The organism is Streptomyces zinciresistens K42 (assembly GCF_000225525.1).
Classification (GTDB): domain Bacteria; phylum Actinomycetota; class Actinomycetes; order Streptomycetales; family Streptomycetaceae; genus Streptomyces; species Streptomyces zinciresistens.
Map to the genome: position 1 here is coordinate 103,366 of NZ_AGBF01000005.1, position 12,862 is coordinate 116,227.

The following is a 12,862-nucleotide window of genomic DNA, read 5'->3' on the forward strand; positions in this document are numbered from 1 at the left end:
TTCCCGCCATCGCGGACGCGGTGGATCGAAGCAGTGAGGCCGCGTGCGCGGGGGAGGTCGCGCGCCGGTGTGCGCGGGGCCGCGCCGGTGCTCGGGGCCCGGTTCCGCCCGGACGCGCGCATGCCGCGCGCCCGGGGTGCGGGTGCGCGGCATGTGCGGCGGTGGGGGCTCAGACCGTGAGCAGCGACTCCAGCGGAGCGCCGGCCAGGGCCGGCTCCAGTCGGCTGCGGCCGGCGAGGAAGCCCAGTTCCATCAGGACGGCCAGGCCGGCCACGTCGGCGCCGGCCCGGCGGATCAGCCGGAGCGAGGCTTCGGCGGTGCCGCCGGTGGCGAGGACGTCGTCGATGACGAGGACGCGGTCCCCCGAGACCAGGTCCTCGGCATGGACCTCGATCTCGGCCGAGCCGTACTCCAGGTCGTACGCCTGGCTGAGGGTCGCCCCGGGGAGCTTGCCCGCCTTGCGGACGGGGATGAACCCGATGCCCGCGCGGACGGCGACCGGGGCGCCGAGGATGAAGCCGCGGGCCTCCAGGCCGACGATCTTCGTGGCCCCGGTGTTCCCGGCGATCTCCGCGAGCGCGTCCGTGAGCGCCGTGAACGCGGCGGGGTCCGCCAGGAGCGGGGTGATGTCCTTGAACATCACCCCCGGCTCCGGGTAGTCCGCCACATCGCGGATACGGCTGAGCAGCAGCTCCTGGACGCCGGTCATCGGCGCTTGCCCGACGGACGGCCCCGGCCCCGGTTGCGGGAGGCGGTCTGGCTGCGCGGGCCGACGACCGCGGCGGCGTCCTCCGGGTCGTCGTCGAAGGAGTCGTCGCCGGCCGGGACGCTCCCGGCCGGGCCCGCGGCGGCGGCCTGGGCCCGCTTGGCGAGGATCCGCTTCTTCAGGGCCTTCATCTGCGGCTCGAGTTCCTTGAGGTCGGCGACGAGCGGCGTGGCGATGAAGATCGAGGAGTACGCGCCGGCCGCGAGGCCGACGAACAGCGACAGCGAGATGTCGTTGAGCATTCCGGCGCCGAGGAAGCCGCCGCCGATGAACAGCAGGCCCGCCACCGGCAGCAGCGCGACCACCGTGGTGTTGATCGAGCGGACCAGGGTGCTGTTGATCGAGCGGTTGGCGATCTCGCTGTAGGTCCAGCGGGTCTGTTTGGTGATGTCCTTCGTCTGCTCCTTGAGGCTGTCGAAGACGACGACCGTGTCGTAGAGCGAGTAACCGAGGATCGTGAGCAGACCGATCACCGTGCCCGGGGTGACCTCGAAGCCGACCAGGGCGTAGATGCCGACCGTGATCGTGATGTCGTGGATCAGGGCGATGAACGCGGCGATCGCCATGCGCCACTCGAACGCGATCGCCAGGTAGATCACCACCAGGACCAGGAAGATTCCCAGGCCCTGCCATGCCTTGTTGGCGATCTGCTCGCCCCAGCTCGGGCCGACCAGTTCGCCGGTGACGTCCTTCTCGGCGACGCCCAGGTCCTTGGCCAGCTGCGCCGAGACCTTGTCGGCCTGGCTGGTGTCGATGCCCGAGATCTGGATGCGCAGCGGGGTGCTGTCGCCGTTGCCGAGCTTCTGCACGATCGCGTCGTGGCCGGACGCCTCTTCCGCGTACGCCTGCGCCTTGGCCACCGAGACACTGGTCTTCGGGGTGTTGAAGACCGCTCCGCCCTGGAACTCGATGCCCATGTTCAGGCCGCGCACCGCCAGGCCGACGATGGCCGTGATGGTGATCAGGATGGAGACGGCGTACCAGATCTTCCGGTTGCCGACGAAGTCGTAGCCGATCTCGCCGTGGTGCAGTCGGGCGCCGAGGTTGCCGAGCTTCGACATCTCACGCCTCCTTCGTCTCGAGGGGGGCGGAGGTACGGCGCGTGCGGCGCAGGGGCGGCTGGACGCCCAGTCGCTTGGGATCGAGGCCGGACCAGCTGTGGCCGCCCCCGAAGAACTTGCCGCGGGCCAGGATCGTCAGCAGCGGCTTCGTGAAGAGGAACACCACGACCACGTCGAGCAGGGTGGTCAGGCCGAGCGTGAACGCGAAGCCCTGCACCTTGCCGACGGTCACGACGAACAGCACGGCGGCGGCCAGGAACGACACGAAGTCGGAGACCAGGATGGTGCGCCGGGCACGCGGCCAGGCGCGCTCCACGGCGGGCCGCAGCGTACGGCCTTCGCGGATCTCGTCTCTCACCCGTTCGAAGTACACGATGAACGAGTCCGCCGTGATGCCGATGGCGACGATCGCGCCGCAGACGGCCGGGAGGTTCAGCGCGAAGCCGATGGCCGGGCCGAGCAGGGACATGATCACGTAGGTGAGCGCGGCGGAGACCAGCAGCGAGGCGACGGCGATGAGTGCCAGACCGCGGTAGTAGATCACCAGGTAGAGGACGACCAGGGCGAGGCCGATGGCGCCCGCGATCAGACCGGCCTGCAGCTGGTCGGTGCCCAGGGCGGGGGACACCGTGGAGACGCTGTCCTCCTTGAAGGTGAGCGGGAGGGCGCCGTAGGACAGCATGTTCGCGAGGCTCTGGGCCGACTCCTGGTCGAAGTTGCCGGAGATCTCGGCGCTGCCGCCGGTCAGGGCCTGGCGGACGTAGGGGTCGGAGACGACCTCGCCGTCCAGGACGATCGCGAACTGGTTCTGCGGGGACTGGTTCTTGGCCAGCTTGCCGGTGATGGAGGCGAACTTGTCGCTGCCCTTGCCCGTGAAGTTCATCGTCACGGTCCAGCCGGCGCCGGTCTGCGTGCTGAAGACCGCCTGGGCCTTCTTGACGTCGGTGCCGTCGACCTCGGCCGGGCCGAGGATGTACTTCTGCCACTGGCCCTGGGCGTTCTTGCCGCAGGCCAGGGTGGTGTCGGAGGGCTTGGTGCCCTTGCCCGTGTCGGCGCGGACCTTCTCCTTGGTGCAGTCCAGCTTGGTGTACTGCTGCTGGAGCTTGCCCGCGGCGGCGTCACCGGACGGCGACGGCGGGGTGCTCGCGGACGGGGAGGCGTCCGCCTTCAGCGCGCCACTGGCCGCGCGGCCCTGGGTGGTGGAGGAGGCCGAGGGGCCGGTGGAGTCCGACGGGGAGGCGGAGGCCGAGGGGTTTCCCTTGTCCGTCGCCTTCTCGGTCGGCTTGCCGCCCGGGGCCGTGGACATGCCCGCCGACGGGGTGGGGGTGGCCGCCTGGCCGGAGGGCTCGGTGGACAGCACCGGACGGAAGTACAGCTTCGCGGTGGTGCCGACCTGGGCTCGGGCTTCCTTCGAATCGGTGCCCTTGGGGATGTTGACGATGATGTTCCGGCTGCCCTCGGTCTGGACCTCGGCCTCGGAGACACCCAAGCCATTGACACGGCGGTTCATGATCTCGACCGCGGTGTCCATGTTCGTCTTGTTGATCGCGGAACCCTGGCCCGGCTCGGTCTCGGCACGGAGCGTGATGCTCGTGCCGCCCGCCAGGTCGATGCCGAGGCGCGGCGTGGTGTCTCCCGTGGCGAACATCCCTGCGGTGAGACCCACGATGGCGATCAGGATGAGGGCCAGCGAGCGCCCCGGCTTGCTCTGGGCGCTCGCGCTCCGGCCCTTCTTAGGTGCTGCCACCTTCTCGTACTCCCTCTCGGGCCGCCCCGCTCCGGATCGGCGGGCGGACGGCCATGACATGGTTAAGGGATCCCGTGCGAAGTCGGCATGCCCGGGGGCGCGCAGGCGTGGCCCGCGCGCCCAGGAACATGACTACTTCGCGTCGGAGTCGCCGCCGGTCTTCTTCGCGTCGTCGTCCGCCTTCGCCTCGGCGGCCACGGCGTCGGACGGCTCCTCGGCCTCGTCGCTCTCGGCCTTCTTGCCGAGGTCGACGGGCTTCTCGTCGGAGGCGGCGGTGTCGGCCGCGTCGCTCTCGGTGAGGGAGGAGGCGTCGTCCGGGACGAGGTCGGACTTCAGGTCGTGCTCGACGCCGTGCACGATGCGGTTGTACTCGTCGTCGGAGAGAACGGCACCGATCGCGTTCTTGGCGAAGAGGAGTTCCACGCCCGGTCCGGCGTCGAGAAGGACCGTGTCCTCGCTGACCTCCTTGACGGTGGCGTACATGCCCCCGATGGTGCGGACACCGGATCCGGGCTGCATCTGGTTCCGCATGTCGGTGGCCTGCTGCTGCTTCTTCTTGGCCGACCGGGTCATCAGGAACATGGCCCCGATGAGCACGATGAACGGGAGGAGGGTCACGAGACTCACGGGTCGGAACTTCCTTCACACGACCGCGGGTGGTGAGCGGCCTGATGGTTGGGGGATTGTCTGCCGCCGACAACGGCGGCATCGGCGGAGTCTAAGCGAGTCTCCGCGCAGGGAACAACGCTCAGCATGGCACCAGGGTTCCTGCCGGGGCCATGGAGCTCGCCGTCACGATGAGGTCACGCCCCGAACAGGTCCTGTTGTCCGTTTCCCACGGGGGACGACCCGGGCGGGGTGAGTCCCAGGTGCGCCCATGCCGCGGGGGTGGCGACCCGGCCACGGGGAGTGCGCGCCAGCAGCCCCTCCCTCACGAGGAAGGGTTCCGCCACCTCCTCCACGGTCTCACGCTCCTCCCCCACGGCGACGGCGAGCGTGGACAGGCCGACGGGTCCGCCGCCGAACAGCTTGAGCAGGGCCTGGAGCACGGCGCGGTCCAGACGGTCCAGGCCGCGCGCGTCGACCTCGTAGACCGCGAGGGCCGCGCCGGCGATGTCGCGGGTGATGACGCCGTCCGCCTTGACCTGGGCGTAGTCGCGGACGCGGCGCAGCAGCCGGTTGGCGATGCGGGGCGTGCCGCGGGAGCGGCCGGCGATCTCGGCGGCGCCGTCCGTGTCGATTTCGACGTCGAGCAGGCCGGCCGAGCGGTGGATCACCCGCTCCAGCTCGCCGGGCTCGTAGAACTCCATGTGCGCGGTGAAGCCGAAGCGGTCGCGCAGCGGGGGCGGCAGCAGGCCCGCGCGCGTGGTGGCGCCGACCAGGGTGAACGGCGGCAGTTCGAGGGGGATGGCGGTGGCGCCGGGGCCCTTGCCGACGATCACGTCGACGCGGAAGTCCTCCATCGCCATGTACAGCATCTCCTCGGCGGGCCGGGACATGCGGTGGATCTCGTCCAGGAAGAGGACCTCGCCCTCCTGGAGGGAGGAGAGGATCGCGGCGAGGTCGCCCGCGTGCTGGATGGCGGGGCCGGAGGTGATGCGGATGGGGGCGGCCATCTCGGCCGCGATGATCATCGAGAGGGTGGTCTTGCCGAGGCCGGGGGCGCCGGAGAGCAGCACGTGGTCGGCGGTCGCGCCCCGCGCGCGGGCGGCCCGCAGGACGAGGTCGAGCTGTTCGCGGACCTTCTCCTGGCCGATGAACTCACCGAGGTCCTTCGGGCGCAGCGCGGCCTCGACGGCCTGGTCCTCGCCGTCGGCGGACGCACCGACGAGCCGCTCGGCGGCGGAGCTGTCGGGGGTGTCGGTGGCGTCGTCCCAGTTCATTGCGTGTGCCTCGTGGTCGCGGTCGGGTCGGTCGGGCGGGGCCGTCGCGGTGTCCCGGCGGGGCGTGTTCGGCCCCCGGGGACGCCGCTCGGTCAGCGGGCTCTGTTGAGGCTCTGCAGGGCGGCCTTCAGCAGGCGGCCCACCTCGGGCGGGCCGTCGCCGGCCTCGGCCTGCGGGGTGACGGCGGCGACCGCCTCGTCGGCCTCGCGGGTGGCGTAGCCGAGGCCGAGCAGGGCGGCGTGCAGCTGGTCGCGCCAGCCCTGGGCGACCGGTGCCCCGACGACGGGTGCCCCGGTGGGCGCGCCCAGGCGGTCCTTGAGTTCCAGGAGGAGCTTCTGGGCGCCCTTCCTGCCGATGCCCGGCACGGCGGTGAGGGACTTCTCGTCGCCGGTGGAGACCGCGCGGCGCAGGGCGTCGGGCGTGTGCACGGCCAGCATGGCCTGGGCCAGCCGGGGGCCGACCCCGCTCGCGGTCTGGAGCAGCTCGAACGTCTGGCGCGCGTCGTCGTCGGCGAAGCCGTACAGCGTGAGGGAGTCCTCGCGCACCACGAGCGAGGTGTGCAGCTTGGCGGGCCGGCCGACGCGCAGGGCGGACAGCGTGTCCGGGGTGCAGTGGACGGCCATGCCGACCCCGCCCACCTCGACCACCGCGGCGTCCGGAGCGAGTGCGGCGACGGTGCCGCTGACGAAAGCGATCATGCCGGACGGCCTTTCGGTGCGGTGGCGGTGTGCAGGGCGACGGCCTGCTGGAGCCGGTTCTGGGCGGGGGCCCGCCAGATGTGGCAGATGGCCAGGGCGAGGGCGTCGGCCGCGTCGGCCGGCCTGGGCGGGGCGCTGAGCCGCAGCAGCCGGGTCACCATGGCGCCGACCTGGGCCTTGTCGGCGCGGCCCGAGCCGGTGACGGCGGCCTTGACCTCGCTGGGGGTGTGCAGCGCGACGGGGATGCCGCGGCGGGCGGCGCAGAGCATGGCGACGGCGCTGGCCTGTGCGGTGCCCATGACCGTGCGGACGTTGTGCTGGCTGAACACCCGCTCCACGGCGACGCATTCGGGCCGGTGCTCGTCCAGCCAGCGCTCGATGCCCTGCTCCACGGCGACCAGGCGCTGGGCCGGCTCGGCGTCGGCGGGGGTGCGGACGACGCCGACCCCGAGCATGGTGAGCGGGCGGCCCGCGACGCCCTCGACCACGCCGACGCCGCATCGCGTCAGCCCCGGGTCCACCCCCAGTACACGCACCCCGCGCCCCTCCGTTCGACCACCTGTTTGTGCAGGCTATCGGGTGCCACCGACAACGCCGGGCAGCAACTCCCGGCAAGGCGACGGGCCGACGGGATGCCCCGTCGGCCCGTTGAGCCCGCCCGCCGCGCCGGCGTCAGGCGTCGACCTTCTCCATGACCTCGTCGCTGACGTCGAAGTTGGCGAAGACGTTCTGCACGTCGTCGCTGTCCTCCAGGGCGTCGATCAGCTTGAAGATCTTCCTGGCGCCCTCCTCGTCCAGCTCGACCTGGACGGACGGCACGAAGCTGGAGTCGGCGGAGTCGTAGTCGATGCCGGTCTCCTGGAGGGCGGTGCGCACCGCGACCAGGTCGGTGGCCTCGCTGATGACCTCGTAGGACTCGCCGAGGTCGTTGACCTCCTCGGCGCCGGCGTCCAGGACGGCGGTGAGGACGTCGTCCTCGGTCAGCTCGCCCTTGGGGACGATCACGACGCCCTTGCGGCTGAACATGTAGGACACCGAGCCCGGGTCGGCCATGTTGCCGCCGTTGCGGGTCATGGCGACGCGCACGTCGGAGGCGGCGCGGTTGCGGTTGTCGGTGAGGCACTCGATGAGCACCGCGACGCCGTTCGGGCCGTAGCCCTCGTACATGATGGTCTCGTAGTCGGCGCCGCCGGCTTCGAGACCGCCGCCGCGCTTGATCGCGGAGTCGATGTTCTTGTTGGGAACCGACTGCTTCTTGGCCTTCTGGACGGCGTCGTAGAGCGTCGGGTTTCCTTCGAGGTCGACGCCGCCCATGCGCGCCGCGACCTCGATGTTCTTGATCAGCTTCGCGAAGAGCTTGCCGCGCTTGGCATCGATGACGGCCTTCTTGTGCTTCGTCGTGGCCCATTTAGAGTGGCCGGACATCTGCCTGTCTCCTTCGCGTAACCCATCCTGTACGAACTCCCCCGAGTTCTCAGGGCCCGGGGACTCCCGCGATCCTACTAGGACTCGGCTCGGCGGCTCGCGCGCACCATGTCGACGAACAGGGAGTGCACGCGGTGGTCGCCGGTCAGTTCCGGGTGGAACGACGTGGCGAGCGCGTTGCCCTGGCGGACCGCGACGATGTGGCCGTCGTGCTCGGCCAGCACCTCCGCCCGCGCACCCACGGACTCGACCCAGGGGGCGCGGATGAACACGCCCTCCACGGGAGCGCCCGGGACGCCGCGCACGTCGACCGCCGCCTCGAAGGACTCGTTCTGGCGTCCGAAGGCGTTGCGGCGGACGATCATGTCGATGCCGCCGACGGTCTCCTGGCCCGAGCGCGGGTCGAGGATCTTGTCGGCGAGCATGATCATGCCGGCGCAGGTGCCGTAGACGGGCATGCCGTCGCGCACCCGCGCGCGCAGGGGCTCCATCACGCCGAAGAGGACGGCGAGCTTGGAGATGGTGGTGGACTCGCCGCCCGGGATGACCAGGCCGCCGACCGCGGCGAGCTCCTCGGGGCGCCGCACCGGCCTGGCCACGGCGCCGGCCGCGGCCAGGGCGATGAGGTGCTCCCGTACGTCGCCCTGGAGGGCGAGGACGCCGGTGACGGGGGTGTCGCTCATGGACGGGGCGCCTTACCAGCCGCGGTTGGCGTAGCGCTCGGCGTCGGGGAGGGTGTCGCAGTTGATGCCGACCATGGCCTCGCCGAGGTTGCGGGACGCGTCGGCGACGATCTTGGGGTCGTCGTAGAACGTGGTCGCCTTGACGATGGCCGCGGCGCGCTTGGCCGGGTCGCCGGACTTGAAGATGCCGGAGCCGACGAAGACGCCCTCGGCGCCGAGCTGGCGCATCAGGGCCGCGTCGGCCGGGGTGGCGACACCGCCGGCGGAGAACAGCACCACGGGGAGCTTGCCGAGCTCGGAGACCTCCCTGACCAGCTCGTACGGGGCGCGCAGCTCCTTGGCGGCGGCGTACAGCTCGTTGTTGTCGAAGCCGCGCAGCCTGGCGATCTCGTTCTTGATCTGGCGCAGGTGGCGGACGGCCTCGACGACGTTGCCGGTGCCGGCCTCGCCCTTGGAGCGGATCATGGCCGCGCCCTCGGCGATCCGGCGCAGCGCCTCGCCCAGGTTGGTGGCGCCGCAGACGAAGGGGGTGGTGAAGGCCCACTTGTCGGAGTGGTTGACCTCGTCGGCCGGGGTGAGGACCTCGGACTCGTCGATGTAGTCCACGCCGAGGGACTGCAGGACCTGGGCCTCGACGAAGTGGCCGATGCGGGACTTGGCCATGACCGGGATGGAGACGGCCTCGATGATGCCCTCGATCATGTCCGGGTCGGACATGCGGGCCACGCCGCCGTCCTTGCGGATGTCCGCGGGAACCCGCTCCAGGGCCATGACCGCGACGGCGCCCGCGTCCTCGGCGATCTTCGCCTGCTCCGGCGTGACGACGTCCATGATCACGCCTCCCTTGAGCTGCTCGGCCATGCCGCGCTTCACGCGCGCGGTGCCGGTCTCGGGAGCCTGGTTTTCGGAGATGGACACGGGTGACCTCACTGGGTGAACGGGGGGTTGCTGCAAGCACCGAGACAACGGCAGCGGACCAGTCCACAGCAAGGGCCAATGGGGAGCCGGTGGCTCATTTTCCCGCTTTGTGGCGCGAAAACGCTGGTCAGGCGGCCCGTTCCACGAGTCCGGCGGGCGGCTCGTCGTCCATCTCGAAGGCCAGCGGGGAGGGGGCGTGGCCGGCCAGCCGGAACCAGCGGACCTTGCGGTGGCGGCGCAGGGCCCTGGCCGCGCGGACGGCGTCGTTGTGGAAGCGCCTGGCCATCGGCACCCGGCGGACGGCCTCGGTGAGTTCGCGGGCGGCGGCCTCTCCCCCGGGCGCCTCGCGCACCGCCTCCACCTGCTGGCTCTCGGCGAACACCGCGCGCAGGGCCTGGGTGAGCTCGCTCTCGGAGACCTCGCGCTGCTCCTCCTCGGACTGCCGGGCGGCGTGGGCGGCCTCGTACAGGACGATGGAGGCAGCCGGGTCCAGCACGCCGGACGTGGCCAGTTCCTGGGCCACCGAGGCGCGGCGCAGCAGTTGGGCGTCGAGCGCGGCGCGTGCGGCGTCGATCCTGGCGTGCAGCCGGTCGAGGCGGCCGGCGGTCCAGCTCAGGTAGAGGCCGATCGCGACGAGCGCGACGAGGATCCAGATCAGGGTTGCGGTCACGGGCGGCAGACTAGCGACGCCGGGTCGTCACCGGGGCGGGCGGGGCGCGCGGGAGCGGCCCCGCGCTCCGCGCCGGCGTCCGTCCCCCGCGGCCCGGCCGCTCAGTCGCGGGCCAGTCCCAGCCGGGCCCGCAGGCCCCCGCCGGAGCCCGGTCCCTCGTCCGCCGCGACCGCCGCCGCGCCGGCCGTCACCGTCTCGTAGACCGACAGGATGTCCGCGCCGACCGTCGACCAGTCGAAGCGGCGCACATGGGCGCTGCCGCGCCGGCTCAGTTCCTCGCGGCGGTCCGGGTCCCCCAGGAGGCGCACCGCCGCCTCGGCGAGGGCGTCGGCGTCCTCGTTGGCGAACAGCTCGCCGGCCTCCCCCTGGTCGAGCACCTGGGCGAAGGCGTCCAGGTCGGAGGCGAGCACGGGGGCGCCGGCGGACATCGCCTCGACCAGGATGATCCCGAAGCTCTCGCCGCCGGTGTTGGGAGCGACGTACAGGTCGACGCTGCGCAGGAAGCGCGCCTTGTCCTCGTCGCTGACCATGCCGAGGAACTCGACCCGGGAGCGCAGCTCGGCCGGCAGCGACTCGACCGCCTCCTCCTCGTCGCCGCGGCCCGCCACCAGGAGCCGGGCGCCGGGACGGGCGGCGAGGATCTTCGGCAGGGCCCGCATCAGCACCGGCAGGCCCTTGCGGGGCTCGTCGATGCGGCCGACGAAGCCGATGGTCCCGCCCTGCCATTCGGGACGGGGCTCGGCTCTGGCGAAGAAGTCGACATCGACGCCGTTGGGGATGACCACCGCGTCGCCGCCGAGGTGCTCCACCAGGGTGCGCCGGGCGTACTCGCTGACCGCGATCCGGGCGCTGATCTTCTCCAGGGCCGCCTGGAGGATGGCGTAGGCCGCGATCATGGCGCGCGAGCGCGGGTTGGAGGTGTGGAAGGTGGCCACGATCGGGCCCTGCGCCGCCCAGCAGGCGAGCAGCCCCAGGGACGGCGCGGTGGGCTCGTGGATGTGGATGACGTCGAAGGCGCCGTCGTGCAGCCAGCGGCGTACCCGGGCCGCCGAGAGGAAGCCGAAGTTCAGCCGGGCCACCGAGCCGTTGTAGGGCACGGGGACCGCGCGGCCCGCGGAGACGACGTACGGCGGGAGCGGGGTGTCGTCGTCGGCGGGGGCCAGTACGGACACCTCGTGGCCGAGCCGGACGAAGTACTCGGCGAGGTCGCGGATGTGGAACTGGACGCCGCCCGGCACGTCCCAGGAGTACGGGCAGACGATGCCGATCCTCACGGCCGCTCTCCGTCCGCGCCGCCGGACGGCCGGGGGCCGAGGTCGTCGAGCCACAAGCGCTGGAGCATGTGCCAGTCCTCCGGATGTTCCGAGATCCCCGTGGCGAAGGCGTCGGCCAGCGCCTGTGTCATGACAGACGTCTTCTCGGCCCGGTCCCCTGTCTCCGGTACCTCGACCGGGGGATGCACCCGGCCCCGCATCACGGGCGAGTCGTCGTACCAGAGCGTGACCGGGAGCAGCAGCGCCCCGGTCTGCTGGGCGAGCAGGGCGGGCCCCGCGGGCATGCGGGCGGTGGACCCGAAGAAGTCGACCTCCACGCCCGAGGCGGACAGGTCCCGGTCGGCGACCAGGCAGACCAGGCCGCCGTCGCGCAGTCTGCGGGCCAGGGTGCCGAAGGCCGTGCCGCCGCTGTGCGGCAGGACCTCCATGCCGAGGCCCTCGCGGTAGGCGACGAAGCGGTCGTAGAGCGTCTCGGGCCTGAGCCGTTCGGCGACCGTCGTGAACGGGGTCTCCAGTGCGGTGGTGACCCAGGCGCCGGCGAGGTCCCAGTTGGCCAGGTGCGGCAGGGCGAGGACGACGCCGCGGCCGGAGGCGAGGCCGTCGGTCAGGTGGTGGACGTCCTTGGGGTCGAAGCCGCCCCGGACGCGCTCGGCGCTCCAGGCGGGCAGCCGGAAGGACTCCATCCAGTAGCGCAGGTACGAGCGCATGCCCGCGCGCGACAGCTCCGCGAGCCGCTCGGGGCCGGCGTCGGGCACCACGCGCGCGTAGTTGCCCTCCAGCCGGAGCACGCCCTTGCCGCGCCGCTTCCAGGCGAGGTCGGCGATGGTGCGGCCGAGCCGTACGGCGGCCGGTTCGGGGAGCTTCTTGACGGTGGCCCAGCCCAGTCCGTACAGGGCGTCCGTGAGGCGGTCCCGGGCACTCATGTGGCGGCCTCGCTGCCGTGGGAGGAGGCGTTGCGCGGCTCGTCCGCCGGGGCTGTCGCGCCCTCCCCCGCGGCCTCGGCCTCCGCCTCGGCGGACTCGCGGCGGACCGTGACGACGCGCTGGACCAGTGTGACGAGGCTGCCGACGGCGACGATCCACAGGGCGACCGGCAGCAGGTACTGGATGCCGGGCACCCCGAACGCGTGCAGGCCCGCCAGGCCCGCCGCGACCAGGGAGATCACCAGGCGCTCGGCGCGCTCGATCAGGCCGTTGACCGCGACGGGCAGGCCGATGGACTCGCCGCGGGCCTTGGTGTACGACACCACCTGGCCGCTGGCCAGGCAGAAGATGGAGACGGCGCACAGCACGAGGTCGTCGCCGCCGCCGGCGTACCAGAGGGCGAAGCCGCCGAAGACCGCACCGTCGGCGACGCGGTCCAGGGTGGAGTCCAGGAAGGCGCCCCAGCGGCTGGAGCGGCCGAGCTGGCGGGCCATGTTGCCGTCGACGAGGTCGGAGAACACGAACAGCGTGATCACGACCGTGCCCCAGAAGAACTCGCCCATGGGGTAGAAGACCAGCGCGCCCACGACGACGCCCGCGGTGCCGATCAGGGTGACGGTGTCGGGGCTGACGCCCCGCCTGATCAGAAACGCGGCGAACGGCGTGAGGACACGCGTGAAGAAAGCACGCGCGTACTTGTTCAGCATGGCCTTCCCGAGGGGTCGGTGTGGCGCCGGGCGGCCCCTGCTGGCCGACCGGCTGGCCCATCGTAGTCACGCGCGCGTGCGGGCGACGGCCGGGCGCTCGTGCCGGG

At 72.1% G+C, this 12,862-nt stretch carries 14 protein-coding genes; all 14 read right to left on the reverse strand.

Features of this window, described 5'->3' with window-relative positions:
* Positions 1-169: 169 nt before the first annotated feature.
* Positions 170-709, reverse strand: coding sequence for an adenine phosphoribosyltransferase (locus tag SZN_RS03600; RefSeq protein WP_007491501.1), 540 nt, complete (start codon positions 707-709; stop codon positions 170-172).
* The gene (gene secF, locus SZN_RS03605; RefSeq protein ID WP_007491502.1) at positions 706-1,827 is read right to left on the reverse strand and encodes a protein translocase subunit SecF; all 1,122 of its coding nucleotides are present in this window, start codon (positions 1,825-1,827) and stop codon (positions 706-708) included. Before secF ends, SZN_RS03600 begins: the two co-directional genes overlap by 4 nt.
* Before the next feature lies 1 nt (position 1,828).
* A complete protein-coding gene (gene secD, locus SZN_RS03610; RefSeq protein ID WP_007491503.1) occupies positions 1,829-3,574 on the reverse strand; it encodes a protein translocase subunit SecD in 1,746 nt (581 codons plus the stop codon).
* 132 nt (positions 3,575-3,706) lie between these two features.
* On the reverse strand, positions 3,707-4,201 hold the full coding sequence (yajC, locus tag SZN_RS03615) for a preprotein translocase subunit YajC (protein WP_043727888.1): 495 nt from the start codon (positions 4,199-4,201) through the stop codon (positions 3,707-3,709).
* A gap of 176 nt (positions 4,202-4,377) precedes the next feature.
* The gene (ruvB, locus tag SZN_RS03620; RefSeq protein ID WP_007491505.1) at positions 4,378-5,457 is read right to left on the reverse strand and encodes a Holliday junction branch migration DNA helicase RuvB; all 1,080 of its coding nucleotides are present in this window, start codon (positions 5,455-5,457) and stop codon (positions 4,378-4,380) included.
* A gap of 92 nt (positions 5,458-5,549) precedes the next feature.
* Entirely contained in the window at positions 5,550-6,155 is a 606-nt protein-coding gene (gene ruvA, locus SZN_RS03625; RefSeq protein ID WP_007491506.1) for a Holliday junction branch migration protein RuvA, read from the reverse strand.
* Entirely contained in the window at positions 6,152-6,691 is a 540-nt protein-coding gene (ruvC, locus tag SZN_RS03630) for a crossover junction endodeoxyribonuclease RuvC (RefSeq protein ID WP_007491507.1), read from the reverse strand. Before ruvC ends, ruvA begins: the two co-directional genes overlap by 4 nt.
* Positions 6,692-6,827: 136 nt before the next feature.
* Positions 6,828-7,580: a YebC/PmpR family DNA-binding transcriptional regulator gene (locus tag SZN_RS03635; RefSeq protein WP_007491508.1), complete on the reverse strand. Its 753-nt coding sequence runs from the start codon at positions 7,578-7,580 to the stop codon at positions 6,828-6,830.
* Between the two features lie 77 nt (positions 7,581-7,657).
* A complete protein-coding gene (gene pdxT, locus SZN_RS03640; RefSeq protein ID WP_007491510.1) occupies positions 7,658-8,263 on the reverse strand; it encodes a pyridoxal 5'-phosphate synthase glutaminase subunit PdxT in 606 nt (201 codons plus the stop codon).
* A 12-nt stretch (positions 8,264-8,275) separates the two neighbouring features.
* Positions 8,276-9,181, reverse strand: coding sequence for a pyridoxal 5'-phosphate synthase lyase subunit PdxS (gene pdxS, locus SZN_RS03645; RefSeq protein ID WP_007491512.1), 906 nt, complete (start codon positions 9,179-9,181; stop codon positions 8,276-8,278).
* Positions 9,182-9,308: 127 nt separating this feature from the next.
* The gene (locus SZN_RS03650; protein WP_007491514.1) at positions 9,309-9,851 is read right to left on the reverse strand and encodes a LemA family protein; all 543 of its coding nucleotides are present in this window, start codon (positions 9,849-9,851) and stop codon (positions 9,309-9,311) included.
* A 101-nt stretch (positions 9,852-9,952) separates the two neighbouring features.
* Positions 9,953-11,125, reverse strand: coding sequence for a glycosyltransferase family 4 protein (locus SZN_RS03655; RefSeq protein WP_007491517.1), 1,173 nt, complete (start codon positions 11,123-11,125; stop codon positions 9,953-9,955).
* Positions 11,122-12,048 carry a phosphatidylinositol mannoside acyltransferase gene (locus SZN_RS03660; RefSeq protein WP_007491520.1) on the reverse strand — a complete coding sequence of 309 codons (927 nt, stop codon included), beginning with the start codon at positions 12,046-12,048 and terminating at the stop codon, positions 11,122-11,124. Before SZN_RS03660 ends, SZN_RS03655 begins: the two co-directional genes overlap by 4 nt.
* The gene (pgsA, locus tag SZN_RS03665) at positions 12,045-12,755 is read right to left on the reverse strand and encodes a phosphatidylinositol phosphate synthase (protein WP_007491522.1); all 711 of its coding nucleotides are present in this window, start codon (positions 12,753-12,755) and stop codon (positions 12,045-12,047) included. The genes SZN_RS03660 and pgsA overlap by 4 nt, the downstream gene beginning before the upstream one ends.
* Between the last annotated feature and the right edge of the window lie 107 nt (positions 12,756-12,862).

Excerpts from the sequence above, each read along its gene's own strand:
- SZN_RS03600 (WP_007491501.1), bottom strand. The coding sequence starts at position 709 with ATGACCGGCGTCCAGGAGCTGCTGCTCAGCCGTATCCGCGATGTGGCG.
- secF (WP_007491502.1), bottom strand. The coding sequence starts at position 1,827 with ATGTCGAAGCTCGGCAACCTCGGCGCCCGACTGCACCACGGCGAGATC.
- ruvB (WP_007491505.1), bottom strand. The coding sequence starts at position 5,457 with ATGAACTGGGACGACGCCACCGACACCCCCGACAGCTCCGCCGCCGAG.
- ruvA (WP_007491506.1), bottom strand. The coding sequence starts at position 6,155 with ATGATCGCTTTCGTCAGCGGCACCGTCGCCGCACTCGCTCCGGACGCC.
- SZN_RS03635 (WP_007491508.1), bottom strand. The coding sequence starts at position 7,580 with ATGTCCGGCCACTCTAAATGGGCCACGACGAAGCACAAGAAGGCCGTC.
- pdxT (WP_007491510.1), bottom strand. The coding sequence starts at position 8,263 with ATGAGCGACACCCCCGTCACCGGCGTCCTCGCCCTCCAGGGCGACGTA.
- SZN_RS03660 (WP_007491520.1), bottom strand. The coding sequence starts at position 12,048 with ATGAGTGCCCGGGACCGCCTCACGGACGCCCTGTACGGACTGGGCTGG.
- pgsA (WP_007491522.1), bottom strand. The coding sequence starts at position 12,755 with ATGCTGAACAAGTACGCGCGTGCTTTCTTCACGCGTGTCCTCACGCCG.